Source organism: Pseudomonas sp. AC083 (assembly GCF_979253165.1).
Genome location: NZ_CEEDDH010000005.1, coordinates 160,933 through 178,281, shown reverse-complemented (window position 1 = coordinate 178,281; position 17,349 = coordinate 160,933). Strand labels below are relative to the sequence as shown.

The following is a 17,349-nucleotide window of genomic DNA, read 5'->3' as shown; positions in this document are numbered from 1 at the left end:
ATTCGACCGAAAAGAAAACGCGCGCACCGGACATAAGATCACCATGCCGGAGCAATGGCGACTTTATAACCGATAAATATCGACTTTAAAAGCTGTACAGAAGGAATCTATCTGTTTGAGCGCCAATTTAATCGATACAAATCGGACTTAGACCGAAAACAGATGTGGAAGCGACCCTGCTCGCGAATGCGGTGTATCAGTCAACGCATGTGGCGACTGATACACCGCTTTCGCGAGCAGGCTCGCTCCCACAGGGGATGTGCCTTGCTTACAGGCCTTCGCTCAACACCCGATCCAGCATATCGACAAAGAAATTCACGCTCTGGCGCGACGTCACCATCGGTGGCTTGATTTTGAGGATGTTCAAGTCATCGCCCGTCGGCTGCATGAAGATCCCCAACTCGCGCAGGCGATCACACAGCAATGCAGTCTCGGCAGTTGCCGGTTCCAGCGTCTGCCGATTGCGGATCAGCTCCAGCCCGAGATAAAACCCGGAGCCGTGCACCGCGCCGACCAGCGGATGTTTATCGATCAACGCTTCCAGGCGCGCCTTGAAGTGGCCGCCGACGACCTGGGCGTTTTCCCAGAGCTTTTCTTCCTCCATCACATCGAGCACCGCCATGCCGATCTGGCAACTGACCGGACTGCCGCCCGCCGACGAGAAGAAATAGCCTTCGGCCTCCAGCGCCTCGGCGATTTCCCGGCGAGTGATTACCGCGCCAAGTGGCTGACCGTTACCCATGCCTTTGGCCATGGTGATGATGTCCGGCTCCACGCCCTGCTGTTCGAAGCCCCAGAAAAAATGGCCCATGCGCCCGTAACCGACCTGCACTTCGTCAGCGATGCACACCCCGCCCTGCGCGCGGACCTTTTCATACACCTGCGGCAAATAGCCCGGCGGTAAAGAAATACCCCCGGCATTGCCGTAGACCGGCTCGCAGATGAAACCGGCCAGTTGCCGCTTCTGCTCGGCCAGTTTTTGCAGATGATGCTCGACGCTGCGCACGTAATCCGGTGCCGAATCGGCGCCACGGAATTCGCCGCGATAAGTGTTCGGTGCTGGCACTGGGTGCACCCAGTCCGGGCGACTTTCCAGGGCCTTCGGGTTGTCGGCAATCGACGTCGATACCGCATCGGCGCCGATCGTCCAGCCGTGATACGCCTCGAGCACGCTGATCATGTCGCGCCCACCGCTGAAGGCCCAGGCCAGGCGAATCGCAAGGTCATTGGCCTCGCTGCCGCTGTTGACCAGAAACACACGATCCATGCCCTTCGGCGCCAGCTTCAGCAAGCGCTCGGAAAATTCGGCGACCGCCGCGTAGTTGAAGCGCGAATTGGTATTGAGCAACGACCACTGCCGCGCCGCGACCGCCGCCATCCGCGGGTGACCGTGGCCGAGCACGGCGACGTTGTTGAGCATGTCCAGATAGGATCGGCCGTGCATATCAATCAGGTGATTGCGCCAGCCGCGTTCAATGCGCGGCGGGTCAACGTAATAGTGTTTTTGCGTGCGGGCAAAACTGGCATCGCGGCGTTCGAGCAGGGTTTTCGCGTCCAGCTCAGGCTCGGCGTCGCAGGCCAGCCCGAGCAGCATCGCCGGTGACGGGCACAACGCCTGCCAAGCCGATGCACGGGACGGCGTGCAGAACAGCGGCGCGTCGAGTTCTGCTTCTCGGCACAACTGCACGATCAGCGGCCCAGTGACTTCACCGAGTTTCTGGCCTCTATCCACTGCCACCCCATGTTCAAGAACAGGCGTCACGCCCCACAGGCGAACGCTGAACTGTGGGCCATCGAGTTGCAGCGCACCGTTTGCCGCTTGCTTCAGAACGCCGGCGAACGGCGCTTGCACTTCGGCTCCAGCCGGCACACGCAATTCGACATGCAACGGGAACGTGTCCGGCTCAGTCGCGCTGTCTGGCCGAGTATGTGACAAGCGGTACTGGCCATAACGCGTTGCCGCCAGCCCGTGCACCGCTGCGGCCTCTGTCAGCAAGCGCTGATCAATGCCCGGCTGCTCCCAATTGCCCGCCTCGAAGTGCGGGCTCAACACGCCCAGATCGATCAGCGCGAATTCGCGCCCGACCAATCCGGGCAGCAATGGCGCAAATTCCGGGTTTTCGACCTTCTGCACGGTCTGGCCCACGGCGGTGAGAATTGCCGCTTCCATCAGCGCCTGCGGCACCGAGGTCGCGACGCGAAAGATTTCCCACTCGTGACTGAGATTGTCGCGGCTATACATATTGGTGGGGTCGATGCTCACCTGTTGCTCGCCACTGAGCACCAGCACCGCCGCCCGCGCCACGATCAATGGCCACAGCGCTTGCAACTCTGCGTACTGCAACGGATTGACCGCGTGATAAGCCTGGACCGCCGGCAGGATGACAAACGGATCGCCATCGGCGTGATGCAGCAAAGCCGCACAGGTCACCGACAGATCAGTGATGCGCCAGGTGCGCACCAGATCACCGAAGTCGATCACACCCTGCAACTGCCAATGCCGCTGGGCGTCGCGCGCCCAAACGGCGTTGTCATCGGTGATGTCCATGTGAATCGCCTGCACCGGCAGTTTGTCCAGCAACGGCTGCAAACGGCGCTCGGCCTGCTCGGCGGCAGCGCTGATCGCCGCACCCTGCTGCGCGTCGGTGATCACCGGCAACAGATGACTGATCAAAGCGTTGGCGTGACGCGCGTCCCACTGCAAGGTGCGTTCAAGGCCCGGGTGATCGAAGCCTGCCAGGGCCAGATCCATCTCGCCACAGAGTCGGCCAAACCCGGCGACCACGTCCTGGCCAAGATGATCGAAATCGGTCAATGGTTGGCCGTCGATGTACTCCAGCAACCGCACATGCACCGTTTCGCGATTGGCTTGCAGCGACAACAGATCTGCACCGTTATTGGCTGCGATGACGCGCGGCACCTTGATCGCCGAGTGCTCGGCCAAGTATTTGAGCCCGGCGTGCTGGGCTTGCAGCTCCACAAGAGCGTAGTCGCCACGACAGACTTTCAGCACAAAGCGTCCACGCGCGCTGTCGACGCGATAATTCAGATCCTGCTGGCTGCCCAGCGCCTGCAACGTGCCGCTGAACCCGTAATATTCGGCCAGCCATTGCTGCGCCTGCGCCTCTGAAACCTGCGGACCGGGCAAACTGGCGCGATGAATCAACGTGGCGAGCGGCATGAAACGACCCCTGAAATTTTATTAGGCGCTTATATCGCCATCGCCTTGGCGGTTACGCAACCCCCGGCTTCAATGAACGCTCCAATTCAAACCCAACACTCGCGCCCCGCAGCGCTTTGCGCAAGAATGTCGGCCATTCACCTATCAACGGAAATCCTCATGAATGTCATCACCACCGATCTGCCCGGTGTTCTGATCATCGAACCCAAGGTGTTTGGCGACGAGCGTGGTTTTTTCTACGAGAGTTTCAATGCCGAGGCGTTTCAGGACGCCACCGGTCTGGAAACGCAGTTTGTGCAGGACAACCATTCGCGCTCGCAAAAAGGCGTGCTGCGTGGCCTGCATTACCAGTTGCAGAACACCCAGGGCAAACTGGTTCGCGTGACCGCAGGTGAAGTGCTCGATGTGGCGGTTGACATCCGTCGCAGTTCGCCGCACTTCGGCAGATCGGTGGCGGTGCGCCTGTCGGCGGAAAACCATCGTCAGGTATGGATACCGGAAGGTTTCGCTCACGGCTTCGTGGTGCTGAGCGAGTTCGCCGAATTTCTTTACAAGACCACCAACTATTACGACCCGTCTTCCGAGCGCAGCATTCGCTGGGACGACCCGGCGCTGGGCATCGACTGGCAACTGGACGAAGCGCCGAAGCTGTCGGCCAAGGATCAGGCGGCTGCGCTGCTCAAGGACGCTGACGTCTTCGCCTGAGGCCGGGCATAATGCGCCTGTCACCTGAGGCGTATCCGGCACATGAAACCACCGCTCCCCCGCAGACCTCGCTGGCGCAGCCTTGCACTGTTGGCCCTGTGCCTGGCGCCGCTGCTGTGGCCGCTGGAACACCTCGCCGAACGCTATTACCGCAGCGAGCTCGCCGGGCAGAATCGCCAGACCCTCGATCTTTACGTGGCCAACCTGCTCGGCACCCTGCATCGCTACGAAGTGTTGCCGCAGATCCTCGGCGACCTGCCGGCCCTGCGTGCGGTGCTCGGGGCGCCGGACGACGGCGTCACCCAGGGCAACGCCAATCGCCTGCTGAAAAACATCGCCGCGCAGACCGGCGCTGAAGTCATGTACCTGATGGACACGTCCGGCCAGACGCTGGCGGCGTCGAACTGGGACAAACGCGACAGCTTCGTTGGCCGCAATTTCGCCTTTCGCCCGTATTTCAGCGAAGCAATGGCCGGGCGCCTCGGACGCTTCTTCGGCCTCGGCACCACTTCCGCCAAACGCGGCTACTTCTTCGCCGCTGCTGTGCGCAACGGCGAGAAAATCATCGGCGTGCTGGTGATCAAGGTCGACCTCGACCATACCGAAAGCCTGTGGGGCAAAACCCCGGAACAATTGCTGGTGACCGACCATAACGGCGTGGTCATCCTCACCTCTCGCCCGGAATGGCGTTTTCGCGCCACCCGTGAGCTGAGCGAAACCGAGCGCGCGGCGATCACCGCGATCCAGCCCTATCCGACCCGCGAACCGCGGCCGCTGAACCTGAGCCCCGGCGCCTGGCTGACGCAGACCCACGACATCGCCGAAACCGGCTGGAGCGTCAGCATCCTCGCCCCGCGCACGCTGATCGATCGTCCGGTGCGCACGGTGGTCGCGATCGGCGGCGCCACGCTGTTGGTGGTCATGCTGCTGGTGGGTCTGATGATGCAACGTCGCCGGCACTATCTGGAGCGCATCGCATTTGAGGCCAAGGCGCGCCGCGAACTGGAAGGCCGGGTGGCTGAACGTACCAGCGATCTGGAGGGCCTCAACCGGCGTTTGAAGCAGGAAGTGCTCGAGCGTGAGCAAGCGCAGCAGGAGCTGGTGCGCGCCCAAGACGATCTGGTCCAGGCGGGCAAATTGTCGGCGCTGGGGACCATGTCGGCGAGCATCAGTCACGAACTCAATCAACCCCTGGCGGCGATTCGCAGCTATGCGGAAAACGCCGAAGTGCTGCTCGATCATCAGCGCACCGAGGACGCGCGCGGCAACCTCAAGCTGATCAGCGAATTGACCGGGCGCATGGCCTCGATCATCGCCCACCTGCGCGCCTTCGCCCGCCGCGATCGCCACGCACCGGAAAGCGTTGCCCTGCAACCGGCGCTGGACGATGCGCTGGCATTGCTGGCCAAACGTCGGCGCAGCATGGAAGTCGAACTGATCCGCGACTTGCCCGCCGCCACGCTGTGGGTAGAGGCCGGCGAAACCCGCTTGCGCCAAGTGCTGGGCAATCTGCTGGCCAACGCCCTCGATGCGCTCACCGAAAAAGGCCCGCCGCGCAAATTGTGGCTGAGTGCCGAAGCCACCGCCGACGGCGTCAATCTGTACATTCGCGACAACGGCCCCGGGTTCTGCATGGAAGCTCTTGGCCGCGCCAGCGAGCCCTTTTACACCACCAAGACCCGCACACAGGGTCTGGGTCTGGGACTGGCCATTTGTGAAACGCTGATGCGCGCCTTTGGTGGCGAGCTGTCGTTCGCCAACCACAAACAGGGCGGTGCCCTGATTACCCTGCGCCTGCGCGCCGGCGCGCCCGGAGTCAGCCTGCAACCTTCCGAGGATCGAAGTGCATGACCATCGACAATCGCATCCAGGTAGTGTTGATCGACGACGATCCGCACTTGCGCCAGGCCCTCGGCCAGACCCTGGACCTGGCCGGCCTGAAAATCCTGCCACTGTCCGAAGCCAAAGGGCTGGCGGCACAGCTTGAGCGTGACTGGCCGGGGGTGGTGGTCAGCGACATCCGCATGCCGGGCATGGACGGCCTCGAACTGTTGAGCGAGTTGCATGCACAGGATCCGGAGCTGCCGGTGCTGCTGATCACCGGCCATGGCGACGTACCGCTGGCAGTGCAGGCGATGCGCGCCGGCGCTTACGATTTTCTGGAAAAACCCTTTGCCAGCGACGCGCTGCTCGACAGCGTCCGTCGCGCCCTCGCGCTACGGCGGCTGGTGCTGGACAACCGCAGCCTGCGTCTGGCCTTGAGCGACCGCAACGAATTGAGCGCGCGACTGGTCGGCCATTCGACGCCGATGCTGCGTCTGCGTGAGCAGATCGGTGCGCTGGCGGCGACCAAGGCTGACGTGCTGATCCTCGGCGAAACCGGCGCCGGTAAAGAGGTGGTTGCCCGCGCGCTGCACGACTTGTCGAGCCGCCGCAACGGCCCGTTCGTGGCGATCAACGCCGGCGCCCTGGCGGAATCGGTGGTGGAAAGCGAGCTGTTCGGTCACGAGCCCGGCGCTTTCACCGGCGCGCAGAAACGCCGCATCGGCAAATTCGAATTCGCCAACGGCGGCACGCTGTTCCTCGACGAAATCGAAAGCATGAGCATGGACGTGCAAGTGAAATTGCTGCGCATGCTGCAGGAGCGAGTCGTCGAGCGTCTGGGCGGCAATCAGTTGATCCCGCTGGACATCCGCGTCATCGCCGCGACCAAGGAGGACCTGCGTCAGGCGGCGGATCAGGGTCGCTTCCGCGCCGACTTGTATTACCGCCTCAACGTCGCGCCGCTGCGCATCCCGCCGCTGCGCGAAAGGGGCGAAGACGCACTGGTGCTGTTCCAGCATTACGCCGATGAAGCCAGCGCCCGTCACGGCTTGCCCCCCCACGAGCTGCAACCGGCACACCGCGCGCTTCTGCTGCGCCACACCTGGCCGGGCAATGTACGTGAACTGCAAAATGCCGCCGAACGCTTCGCCCTCGGGCTTGAGCTGGCACTGGACAACAGCGCTGATGGCAGCGGCGGCACGCCGGTAGAAGTGGTCAGTGGCGGCCTCAGCGAGCAAGTGGAAAACTTCGAGAAATCGCTGATCGCCGCCGAACTGGCGCGCTCGCACAGCTCGGTGCGCAGCCTCGCCGAAGCCTTGGGTATTCCGCGCAAGACCCTGCATGACAAGCTACGCAAACACGGTCTGAATTTCGGCGACAGCAGCCACGGGGAAGACCACGAATGAGCAGCGAAAGCGAATACCTGCAAACGGTGCTGCATCACGACATTCCGCTGACCGCCGAGATGGGCCTCGAGGTGCTCGATTGGCGCGAGCAGCAACTGAGCCTGCACCTGCCCCTCGCGCCCAACGTCAATCACAAGAGCACCATGTTTGGCGGCAGCCTCTACTGCGGCGCGGTGCTGGCCGGCTGGGGCTGGTTGCATCTGCGTTTGAAGGAAGAAGGGATTGCCGACGGACACATCGTCATCCAGGAAGGGCAGATCAGTTATCCGCTGCCGGTAACGGGAGACGCCGTGGCCATCTGCCCGGCGCCGGATGCGGCGGTGTGGAAGCGCTTTGTGACGATGTATCGGCGCTATGGACGGGCGCGGTTGACGCTGGATACGCGGATCCTGAATGCGGGAAGCGAGGACGAGGCAGTGAGATTTATCGGGCAGTACGTTTTGCACCGTTGAGGATCAACAGCCCCTCACCCTAGCCCTCTCCCGAGGGAGAGGGAACCGATACGGGGATGCTACAGATTTACGTCGACCTGAAACTGCTTCGCCGAATCCACAATCGACTCGATTCTCCAGGTCGATGCATAGCGCCAGACAACTCGGTCGGCTCCCTCTCCTGGGGGAGAGGGCTGGGGTGAGGGGGAATTCCGGTTCAGCAGTTAACCTCGAGCCAACTCCAACAATCTCTCGCGCCACGCAGCCTTCGCCGGCAGCGCCAGAAAGAACTCATTCAACAGTGATTCTCGCGGCGGATAACTGAACGCCTCGCCGCTCAAATCCAGCACCTCGCCCCCCGCCCCTTCCAGCACGCCCTGCGCTGCCGCCGTGTCCCACTGCGAAGTCGGCGCCAGTCGCGGATAGCAATCGGCAGCACCTTCGGCCAATAGACAGAACTTCAGGGAACTGCCGATATTGGCCAGTTGCAGCTCACCAAGACTGGCGCTCAACCCGGCCAGCAAACGCTCTTGCTCGGGACTGGAATGGCGACGGCTGGCCACCACAGTAAACGCCTCGCCCGGTGCAGGCACATCGCGCACCTGAATCGCCGTCGGCGTACCGCCCTCGTCGCCACGCCAGGCTCCAAATCCGGCACCGCCGACATAAAAACGACCGTTGGTCGGCATCGTCACCACGCCAAACACCACCCGGCCATTTTCGATCAGCGCGATGTTCACAGTGAATTCCTCGCTACCGCTGATGAACTCCTTGGTGCCGTCCAGCGGATCCACCAGCCACCAGCGCTGCCAACCGGCGCGCACGCTCTGCGGGATGTCGGCGTCCTCTTCGGACAGCACCGGAATGCTCGGATCCAGCGCCGTCAGCCCGGCAACTATAAGATGATGTGCAGCCAGGTCGGCGGCCGTGACCGGCGAATCATCGGACTTGGCCGTGACTTCAACGCCGGCACGCCAGAACGGCAGGATCACCTCGCCAGCCTGTAAAGCCAACTCAACCACTGGCGCCATCAACGGATGGGGAAAATTCATCGACGTCTCACTCATAGCTGAATACCCCGCGCTGGCTCAGCAAGTCACGGGTCAAATACAGCGCCGCCAAGGCGCGGCCCTCGGAAAATTGCGGATTCTGCGCCAGCGCCGACAGTTCGCGCAGGTTGACCTTGTCGACCCGCATCGGCTCCGGCTCATCGCCTTCCAGCCGCTCCTCGTAAAGATCAGTGGCCAGCACCACTTGGATTTTCTGGCTCATGTAACCGGGCGACAGCGACAGCTCGGTCAGATGCTCCAGTTGACGCGCGCCATAACCGGCCTCTTCCTTGAGTTCCCGCTCGGCCGCCGCCAGCACGTCCTCGCCCGGCTCGATCAGGCCTTTGGGCAGAGACAGTTCGTATTCGTCGGTGCCGCCGCAGTATTCCTCGATCAACACTGCGTGTTCGGCATCAAGCATCGCGACGATCATCACCGCGCCATAACCCGCGCCCTTGCCGACCAGACGCTCGTATGTGCGCTCCACGCCATTGGAAAATCGCAGCTTGAGTTCTTCGACGCGAAACAGGCGACTGGTGGCGACGATCTCGCGGGCGAGTACGGTGGGTTTCTGGCGCATGCAAAGCTCCTTGGCGTGAACGCGCTACTATAACGCGGCTTTCCCGATTGTTTGCGTCGGATATCTTTTCACCGTTCGAGACGTTGCCATGCCTTCATTACCGTGGTCCGCCATCGATACCGTTCTGCTCGACATGGACGGCACGCTGCTGGATCTGCACTTCGACAACCATTTCTGGCTCGAACACCTGCCCCAGCGCTACGCCGAACTGCACGGCATCAGCCGGGCCATGGCCGAGCTGGAATTGCAACCATTGTTCGAGCGCCACGCCGGCCAGTTGCAGTGGTATTGCCTGGATTTCTGGAGCGCGGAACTGAAATTGTCGGTGCGTGAACTGAAACAGGAAACCGCCCACCTGATCGCCCTGCGCGCGGATGCCGATACCTTCCTCGACGCGATCAAACGCGCCGGCAAACGGGTGATCATGATCACTAATGCACACCGCGATTCGCTGTCGTTGAAACTGGAACGGATCGAACTCGCACCATACTTCGAGCGACTGATCAGCTCGCATGACTACGGCTATCCCAAGGAGAACCCGCAGTTCTGGGATGCCTTGCAGGCGGACATCGGTTTTGATCCGGCGCGCAGCCTGTTTATCGATGACACCTTGCCAATCCTGCGCAGTGCACGGGATTTTGGCGTGGCGCACTTGCTGGCGGTGAAAGAACCGGACAGCCGCAAAGGGCCGAAGGACACAGCGGAGTTTGCCGCCGTCGAGGATTACCGCGATTTGATTGCAGGGCTTTGACGACGCGTTGCTGCCTTCGCGATCAGGCTCGCTCCCACACTGAAATGCGTTTCAAATGTGGGAGCGAGCCTGCTCGCGAAAGCGCTTTCGAATGTTATTCGGGAATACGCAGTACTTGTCCCGGGTAGATCTTGTCTGGATGTTTGAGCTGAGGTTTGTTGGCCTCGAAAATCTTGTTGTACTGGTTGGCGTCGCCATACACGCGCTTGGAAATCGCACTCAGCGTGTCGCCCTTCTCGACCGTGACAAATTTTGCAGCAGCGGCAACGCCACCCGTCACGGTGATCTGATCGTCCACGCCACTCACGCCGGCGACGTTACCCAGGGCCAAGAGAATCTTTTCTTTCTCTTCCTGACTCGCCGCTTCACCCGTGGCGATGACCTTCTCGCCTTCAACCTTGACCTGGATCTTCGACGTATCGATACCGGTCAGCGCTTCCTGCACGTGCTTGGTCAGCGCTGCGCTGTTGGCCTCGGCCTTGTCCGGCGTCAGCGCATCGAGAATCTTTTCACCGGCTTCTTTCAAAAAACTGAACAGGCTCATTGCATTCACTCCATGTAATAAAGGGTCAGTCGTCCAAGCCTAGACCACCCTAGCCAAACCCGGTTCCGGTCCGACCAATGACGCTGCCGCGCCGCAGGCGGTAGAATCGCCACACCCCGCCAACCGCCCGGAGCGAAGATGGACATCAAGCAGCTGAAATTCCTCATCGCCCTCGACGAAACCCGCCATTTCGGCCAGGCCGCCGCGCGCTGCCACATCACCCAGCCGACCCTGTCGATGCGCTTGCGCAGCCTCGAAGAAGAACTTGATCTGCCATTGGTCAACCGTGGCCAGCGCTTCGAAGGTTTCACCGCGCCGGGCGAGCGCGTGCTGGCGTGGGCGCGCACGGTGCTGGCGGCTTACGACGGCTTGCAGGCGGAAGCGGCGGCCTGTCGCGGCAACCTGATCGGTACGCTGCGCCTGGGCGTGGTGCCGCTGTCGAGTTTCGATCCCTTGCCGCTGATGCAACGACTGCACGCGGCGCACCCGGACTTGCGCTTCGAGCTGTCGTCGCTGAGCTCCGAGCAAGTGCTCGAACACTTGGCGAACAACCGCATCGACATTGGCGTGTCGTATCTGGAGCGCCTGGACAGCGAGCGCTTCGATTCGCTGGCCTTCAACGAGACGCGCATGGGCCTGCTCTATGACGAGCGCTCGTTCAACTTCGGCGAAGAACCCCTGAGCTGGGAGTCGCTGATCGAACTGCCGCTGTGCATGCTCACCAGCGGCATGCACTTTCGCCAGTCCATCGACCACAACTTCCACAGCCGTGGCCTGACCCCGCAACCGCTGTTGCAAACCGACGCCGTGCATCAACTGCTGCAAGCAGTACACGGCGGTTTTTGCTGCGCGATCATGCCGCTTGATGGCGGCGCGGAAACCCTCGCTGATCACCTGCGTCTGCAACCGATCGAAAATGCCCACACCCTCGCGCCACTGGGGCTGATCATGCGCCGTGGCGCGCCGCGTTCAGCGCTGGCAGAAGCCTGTTTCGCGCTTTATCACAAATCGTCAAAAGACGCTTGATCGACGGCATCTATCGGTAGATCGGTAATAGCGATTAGACGCGACAACTTGCCGCGCCTAGTCTTGACCTAGATCAAACCGTCGGTGATGCCATGAACGCCAAGCGCCCAGCCTGCGCGGCGCCAGCAATTGAAACGCCCGCGCCTGCCGCCAGCCAGACCTACAGCTACAGCGATCTACCCTTTGAGGCATCGGCCAGCACCGCGCTGGCCGAGGAAGTCGCGTTGGCGATCGCCTACAACGGCATCAGCCAGGCAGTGATGCTGGTTACACCGACCGACCTTGAAGATTTCATCGTCGGTTTCAGCCTCGGCAGCGGCATCATCGAAGACGCCAGCGATATCTACGATCTGCAACTGACAGGCGCAGGCTCGGCGCAATACGCGCAGGTGACCATTGCCAACCGCGCGTTCTGGAACCTCAAACAGCAGCGTCGGCAGTTGGCCGGTACCAGCGGCTGCGGACTGTGCGGCGTTGAAGCCGTTGAACAGGCGCTGCCCGATCTCAAGGTATTGCCGGGCGCAGCCCTGCCACCGATCGAATGGCTCGACGGTTTGCGCCAGCGCATCGGCGCCTTCCAGCCGCTCGGCCAGCATTGCGGCGCGGTGCATGCTGCGGTGTTCATGAATGCCAGCGGCGAATTGCTGCTCGGTCGTGAAGACATCGGCCGCCATAACGCCCTCGACAAGCTGATCGGTGGACTGATACGCCAGAAGATTTCCACCGAAGGCGGCCTGGCGATCGTCACCAGCCGTTGCAGCCTCGAATTGATCCAGAAAGTCTTGCGTGCCGGGATCCAGACCCTGGTCAGCCTGTCGGCACCCACCGGCCTCGCCGTGCAATGGGCCCGGCGCCACAACCTCAATCTCATCCACCTGCCGCAGAAAAGTGCGCCGCGGGTGTACAGCCCCGCGATGGAGAATCAAGCGTGAGCCAACATCATCAAGCCGACCAGAAACCTGTCCCGCGCTACAAGCCTTACAAAGGTGCCGCCGGCGGCTGGGGCGCCCTGATCAGTGTGGCCCAGGCGTGGCTGACCAGCGACAACGCCCTGAAAAACCTGCGCATGATGCTCAAGACCAACCAGAATGGCGGCTTCGACTGCCCAGGTTGCGCCTGGGGTGATTCGCCGGAAAGCGGCATGGTCAAGTTCTGCGAGAACGGCGCCAAAGCGGTGAACTGGGAAGCGACCAAGCGTCGCGTCGATGCCAAATTCTTCGCCAAGCACAGCGTCACTTCGCTGCTGGAGCAGAGCGATTACTGGCTGGAATATCAGGGCCGCCTGACCGAGCCGATGGTCTACGACGCCGAGTCCGATCGCTACAAGCCGATCAGTTGGGAAGATGCCTTCGCTCTGATCGGCAAGCACCTGCGCAATCTGCCGAGCCCGGATCAGGCAGAGTTCTACACCTCGGGGCGCGCCAGCAACGAAGCGGCGTATCTGTATCAACTGTTCGTGCGGGCTTACGGCACCAACAATTTCCCTGACTGTTCGAACATGTGCCACGAGGCCAGCGGCGTGGCGTTGGCGCAGAGTGTCGGTGTCGGCAAAGGCACGGTAACCTTCGACGACTTCGAACACGCCGACGCGATTTTCGTCTGGGGCCAGAACCCTGGCACCAACCATCCGCGCATGCTCGAACCGTTGCGTGAAGCGGTGAAACGCGGCGCTCAGGTGGTGTGCATCAATCCGCTGAAAGAGCGCGGTCTGGAGCGCTTCCAGCATCCACAGCACCCGATCGAAATGCTCACCAACGGCGACAAGCCGACCAACACTGCGTACTTCCGCCCGGCACTCGGCGGCGACATGGCGGTGCTGCGCGGCATGGCCAAGTTCCTTCTGCAATGGGAACGCGATGCGCAGAAAGCTGGTGAGCCAGCGGTGTTCGATCATGACTTCCTCAATGCTCACAGCGCCAACGTGCTGGAGTACCTCGCCACTGTCGACGACACCTCATGGGAGCAGATCGTCGAGCAATCGGGGCTGACCCTGGTCGAGATCGAGCAAGCCGCGCGCATGTACGCCAAAGGCAAGAACGTGATCATGTGCTGGGCCATGGGCATCACCCAGCACCGTCATTCGGTGCCGACCATTCAGGAAATCGCCAACCTGATGCTGCTGCGCGGCAATATCGGCAAACCTGGCGCCGGTCTGTGCCCGGTGCGTGGTCACAGCAACGTGCAGGGCGACCGCACCATGGGCATCAACGAGCGTCCACCGGTGGCGTTCCTCGACTCGCTGGAGCGTCGCTTCCAGTTCAAGGTGCCGCGCCACAATGGCCACAACGTGGTCGAGGCGATTCATGCGATGGCCGAAGGTCGCGCCAAGGTGTTCATCGGCTTGGGCGGCAACTTTGCCCAGGCCACGCCGGACAGCTCGCGCACCTTCGAAGCGCTGCGCAATTGTGACCTGACCGTGCAGATCAGCACCAAACTCAACCGCAGCCACCTCGCTCACGGCAAAGACGCGTTGATCCTGCCGTGCCTGGGCCGTACCGACATCGACATCCAGACCGAAGGCCCGCAAGCGGTGACCGTGGAAGACTCGTTCAGCATGGTCCACGCGTCCAACGGCCAGTTGCAGCCGCTGTCGAACCAGATGCGCTCGGAGCCGTCGATCATCGCCGGCATCGCTGCCGCCACTCTGGGCAGCCAACCGGTCGACTGGAACTGGCTGGTGGCTGATTACGGACGCATTCGCGAACTGATCGCCGACACCATCCCGAATTTCAAAGACTTCAACGACAAGATCAAAAACCCGGGCGGCTTCTATCTGGGCAATTCCGCCGGGGCACGCAAGTGGAATACGCCATCAGGCCGGGCCAACTTCCGCGCCAACCAGTTGCCGAAAGATCTGGTTCACGAGCGCACCCGTGCCACCGGCCAGGTGCCGGATCTGATCCTGCAATCGATGCGTTCCCACGATCAGTACAACACGACGATCTACGGTCTCGACGACCGCTACCGTGGCGTGAAGGGCCAGCGTGACGTGCTGTTCGCCAACGAGGCCGACATCATTCGTCTGGGCTTCCGTCCAGGGCAGAAGGCCGACATCGTGTCGATCTGGGACGACGGTCGCGAGCGTCGGGTGAAAGGTTTTACATTGTTGGCGTTCGATATTCCTGCGGGGCAGGCGGCGGCGTACTATCCAGAGGTCAATCCGCTGGTGCCGCTGGAAAGTACGGGGGATGGCAGCCACACGCCAACGTCGAAGTTCATTGCGATCCGGCTGGAAGCGGCGAGTGAGACTGGGTTGATCATGGCTAAATCCGCTTAACCGCGGAGCCAGATCCGGCCTGCTCGCGAAAGCGATCGACCTGTCAACAGATCTGCCGTGGCGAAGATTTTCGACCGCCCACAAAAAAGGCCGTTTTTGCATGAAAACGGCCTGTCCGAAGTAGCTAAAGACCGGCGAAAATCGGTTAAGTTCCGGTGAAAAAACAGTAACTTGCAATATTGTATACAAGTCGTGTTATTCGTCGGATTTTGATTGTCACGCCCATTGCAGAGCTTCAGGATCGGCGCCGTCATCCCTTTGAGGCTCATCCTCTATGAAGTTCTCCTCGATTCTCTTGTTGTCCCTTGGCCTGGTCAGTGGCTTCGCTTCTGCCGGAGGCACCACCGAAGCAGGTGTGGGCGGCGCATTGGGCGGGGTTCTTGGCTCGGTCGTCGGTCAATCGTTAGGCGGCAATACAGGTTCCACCATCGGCGCAGCCCTGGGCGGCGCGGGTGGTAGTGCGGTCGGCGCAGACAAGCGCAGCCGTGGCGAAGCAGCCATTGGTGGTGCACTGGGTGCAGCCGGCGGTAACGTGGTTGGCCGCAGTCTCGGCGGCACCACCGGCAGCCTGATCGGCTCCGCCGCTGGTGGCGGTGCAGGCGGCGCGCTGGGTAACTACATGGGCAACAAGAGCGGCGATGATGATCGTCGCTACGACCGTGGCCATGATGACCGTCGCTACTACCGCGACCGTGGTCATCCAGGCCGCGGCCATGCCTACGGCCACCGCAAGCATCACAAGTACTATCGCCACCACTAAGGCGAAGGCATGAACAAAAAATCGCAGCTTTTGAGCTGCGATTTTTTTTGCACGTCTAAACCACCAGCCGCTCCAGCGCCCCACGCAAACCTGCCGGAATCGGCACCGGCTGATTGCTCGCGCGATCGACAAACACATGCACGAACCGCCCCGCCGCACACGCCTCGCTTTCGCCAACCTTGAACACAGCAAGTTCGTATTGCACCGAACTGTTGCCCAGCTTACCGACCCGCAGTCCGATCTCGATCAGATCGGGGAAAGCGATCGAGGCAAAGTAATCGCAGGCCGAACTCACTACGAATCCCACCACTTCGCCGTCATGAATATCCAGGCCACCGACCTGAATCAGGTAGGTATTCACCGCCGTGTCGAAGAAGCTGTAGTAGGTAACGTTGTTGACGTGACCGTAGGCGTCGTTGTCATGCCAGCGTGTGGTGATGGGCTGGAAGTGGGGGTAGTCGGAGCGTTGATTCATTCAGGGTTCTCGCATTTTCTTACTTAATTTGATCGTGAGGACGAACACTTTACCTGTGGGAGCGGGCTTGCCCGCGAAGGCGTCAGCACACCCGACCGGTGTCAACGATCAGCAAACCCCTTCCCCTGCGCCGCCAGTTCGCCAATCAATCGCGCCGGCTTCCACTGATCGCCCTGGCGTGTCTCCAGCGCCAGCAAGCGCTGATGGATACCCGCTAGCCCCTGCTGATCCGCCCAGGCCATCGGCCCACCCTTTTCTGCTGGAAAACCATAGCCGTTCAAATACACCAGATCGATGTCATGGGCCGAGCCGGCAATGCCTTCCTGCAGAATCTTCGCGCCTTCGTTGACCATCGCCAGCAAACAGCGCTCAAGGATTTCTTCGGCGCCGATGTCTCGACGCTGGAAACCCAGTTCTTCGCTGACTCGCAGCACCAGTGCATCCACTTCCGGATCATGCTCGGCCTGGCGACTGCCCGGCTCATAGTGGTAGTAGCCGTTGCCGGACTTCTGCCCGAACCGGCCCATCTCACACAGGCGGTTATCCACCTGAACCTCGGGCGCATCCTGCCCCTTGCCAGCTAGCTGCCGAGCACGCCATTCCAGATCGATGCCGACAACGTCGTACATGCGAAACGGCCCCATGGCGAAGCCGAAACCTTGCAGCGCGGCATCCACCTGCTGTGGATAAGCACCTTCGAGGAGCATCTTGCGCGCTTCGAGTACATACGGATGCAGCATGCGGTTGCCGATAAAACCGTGACAGTTGCCCGACACCACGCTGACCTTGCCCATGCGCTTGCCGAGCGCCAGCGCTGCTTCCAGGGCCGCTGGTGAGGTTTGCGCACCTCGCACTATTTCCAGCAGTTTCATGATGTGCGCGGGGCTGAAGAAGTGCAGACCCAGCACCTGTGCCGGGCGCCGGGTCGCAGCCGCGATGGCGTCGATGTCCAGCGCCGAGGTGTTGCTCGCCAGCAGGGCCTCAGGCTTGAGCAGACCATCGAGTTCGCGAAAAATCTTCTGCTTCAGTTCGAGGTTCTCGTACACCGCTTCGATCACCAGATCGACGTTGCGGATCGCCGCGTAATCCGCCGCTGCAGATACGCGAGCCATTCGCGCATCCGCCTCGGCCTGATCAATGCGGCCCTGGCGCACGTTGTGTGCATAAGTTTGCGCGACCGTCGTCAGCGCCTGCTCAAGCATCTGTGGATTGTTATCCACCCATTGCACGTTCACGCCAGCATTGGCCAGGCACATGACGATGCCACGGCCCATGGTGCCCGCGCCGATCACGGCAGCCTGCTGAATCTCGAAGCTTGTCTGGCTCATGTTGTTCTCTTG

The 17,349-nt window shown here is 61.5% G+C and carries 15 protein-coding genes; 9 read left to right on the top strand and 6 right to left on the bottom strand.

From position 1 onward, the window contains the following. Nucleotides 1-268: 268 nt before the first annotated feature. Nucleotides 269-3,181: an aminotransferase gene (locus AC0IXA_RS11120; protein WP_471813036.1), complete on the bottom strand. Its 2,913-nt coding sequence runs from the start codon at nucleotides 3,179-3,181 to the stop codon at nucleotides 269-271. A gap of 159 nt (nucleotides 3,182-3,340) precedes the next feature. Here AC0IXA_RS11120 and rfbC point away from each other — a divergent pair, with 159 nt between their 5' ends. From rfbC to AC0IXA_RS11100, 4 genes are read left to right on the top strand one after another with little or no spacing between them, the layout of a single operon-like run. Then, nucleotides 3,341-3,886, top strand: coding sequence for a dTDP-4-dehydrorhamnose 3,5-epimerase (gene rfbC / locus AC0IXA_RS11115; RefSeq protein ID WP_471813034.1), 546 nt, complete (start codon nucleotides 3,341-3,343; stop codon nucleotides 3,884-3,886). Nucleotides 3,887-3,928: 42 nt separating this feature from the next. Continuing rightward, nucleotides 3,929-5,737 (top strand): sensor histidine kinase, encoded by a 1,809-nt coding sequence (locus AC0IXA_RS11110; RefSeq protein WP_341638377.1) that lies wholly within the window; start codon nucleotides 3,929-3,931, stop codon nucleotides 5,735-5,737. After that, nucleotides 5,734-7,116: a sigma-54-dependent transcriptional regulator gene (locus AC0IXA_RS11105; RefSeq protein WP_071174083.1), complete on the top strand. Its 1,383-nt coding sequence runs from the start codon at nucleotides 5,734-5,736 to the stop codon at nucleotides 7,114-7,116. The genes AC0IXA_RS11110 and AC0IXA_RS11105 overlap by 4 nt, the downstream gene beginning before the upstream one ends. Then, the gene (locus AC0IXA_RS11100) at nucleotides 7,113-7,568 is read left to right on the top strand and encodes a YiiD C-terminal domain-containing protein (protein ID WP_341638376.1); all 456 of its coding nucleotides are present in this window, start codon (nucleotides 7,113-7,115) and stop codon (nucleotides 7,566-7,568) included. Before AC0IXA_RS11105 ends, AC0IXA_RS11100 begins: the two co-directional genes overlap by 4 nt. A gap of 203 nt (nucleotides 7,569-7,771) precedes the next feature. Here AC0IXA_RS11100 and cysQ read toward each other — a convergent pair whose 3' ends face one another. Both cysQ and nudE read right to left on the bottom strand, forming a co-directional pair. Further along, nucleotides 7,772-8,599 (bottom strand): 3'(2'),5'-bisphosphate nucleotidase CysQ, encoded by an 828-nt coding sequence (gene cysQ, locus AC0IXA_RS11095; RefSeq protein ID WP_341638375.1) that lies wholly within the window; start codon nucleotides 8,597-8,599, stop codon nucleotides 7,772-7,774. Between the two features lie 7 nt (nucleotides 8,600-8,606). Further along, the gene (gene nudE, locus AC0IXA_RS11090; protein WP_016772166.1) at nucleotides 8,607-9,176 is read right to left on the bottom strand and encodes an ADP compounds hydrolase NudE; all 570 of its coding nucleotides are present in this window, start codon (nucleotides 9,174-9,176) and stop codon (nucleotides 8,607-8,609) included. An 88-nt stretch (nucleotides 9,177-9,264) separates the two neighbouring features. Here nudE and yrfG point away from each other — a divergent pair, with 88 nt between their 5' ends. Beyond that, complete coding sequence (gene yrfG, locus AC0IXA_RS11085) at nucleotides 9,265-9,927, top strand: GMP/IMP nucleotidase (RefSeq protein ID WP_341638374.1); 663 nt, start codon at nucleotides 9,265-9,267, stop codon at nucleotides 9,925-9,927. 94 nt (nucleotides 9,928-10,021) lie between these two features. Here the strand turns inward: yrfG and lysM are convergent, their stop codons facing one another. Then, the gene (gene lysM / locus AC0IXA_RS11080; RefSeq protein WP_016772168.1) at nucleotides 10,022-10,471 is read right to left on the bottom strand and encodes a peptidoglycan-binding protein LysM; all 450 of its coding nucleotides are present in this window, start codon (nucleotides 10,469-10,471) and stop codon (nucleotides 10,022-10,024) included. Nucleotides 10,472-10,609: 138 nt separating this feature from the next. On the opposite strand from lysM, the gene AC0IXA_RS11075 reads away from it, so the two are divergent. The 4 genes from AC0IXA_RS11075 to AC0IXA_RS11060 all read left to right on the top strand — a co-directional run bounded on the left by AC0IXA_RS11075 (nucleotide 10,610) and on the right by AC0IXA_RS11060 (nucleotide 15,534). Next, the gene (locus AC0IXA_RS11075) at nucleotides 10,610-11,497 is read left to right on the top strand and encodes a LysR family transcriptional regulator (protein WP_341638373.1); all 888 of its coding nucleotides are present in this window, start codon (nucleotides 10,610-10,612) and stop codon (nucleotides 11,495-11,497) included. Nucleotides 11,498-11,589: 92 nt separating this feature from the next. Next, the gene (gene fdhD / locus AC0IXA_RS11070; protein ID WP_016772170.1) at nucleotides 11,590-12,429 is read left to right on the top strand and encodes a formate dehydrogenase accessory sulfurtransferase FdhD; all 840 of its coding nucleotides are present in this window, start codon (nucleotides 11,590-11,592) and stop codon (nucleotides 12,427-12,429) included. Next, nucleotides 12,426-14,774 (top strand): FdhF/YdeP family oxidoreductase, encoded by a 2,349-nt coding sequence (locus AC0IXA_RS11065; RefSeq protein WP_313871260.1) that lies wholly within the window; start codon nucleotides 12,426-12,428, stop codon nucleotides 14,772-14,774. Before fdhD ends, AC0IXA_RS11065 begins: the two co-directional genes overlap by 4 nt. Nucleotides 14,775-15,048: 274 nt before the next feature. Then, nucleotides 15,049-15,534 (top strand): glycine zipper domain-containing protein, encoded by a 486-nt coding sequence (locus tag AC0IXA_RS11060; protein WP_471813031.1) that lies wholly within the window; start codon nucleotides 15,049-15,051, stop codon nucleotides 15,532-15,534. A 55-nt stretch (nucleotides 15,535-15,589) separates the two neighbouring features. On the opposite strand, the gene AC0IXA_RS11055 is transcribed toward AC0IXA_RS11060, so the two are convergent. Both AC0IXA_RS11055 and AC0IXA_RS11050 read right to left on the bottom strand, forming a co-directional pair. Next, entirely contained in the window at nucleotides 15,590-16,009 is a 420-nt protein-coding gene (locus AC0IXA_RS11055) for an acyl-CoA thioesterase (RefSeq protein WP_231990980.1), read from the bottom strand. A gap of 101 nt (nucleotides 16,010-16,110) precedes the next feature. After that, on the bottom strand, nucleotides 16,111-17,337 hold the full coding sequence (locus AC0IXA_RS11050; RefSeq protein ID WP_471813029.1) for a 3-hydroxyacyl-CoA dehydrogenase: 1,227 nt from the start codon (nucleotides 17,335-17,337) through the stop codon (nucleotides 16,111-16,113). Nucleotides 17,338-17,349 lie beyond the last annotated feature (12 nt).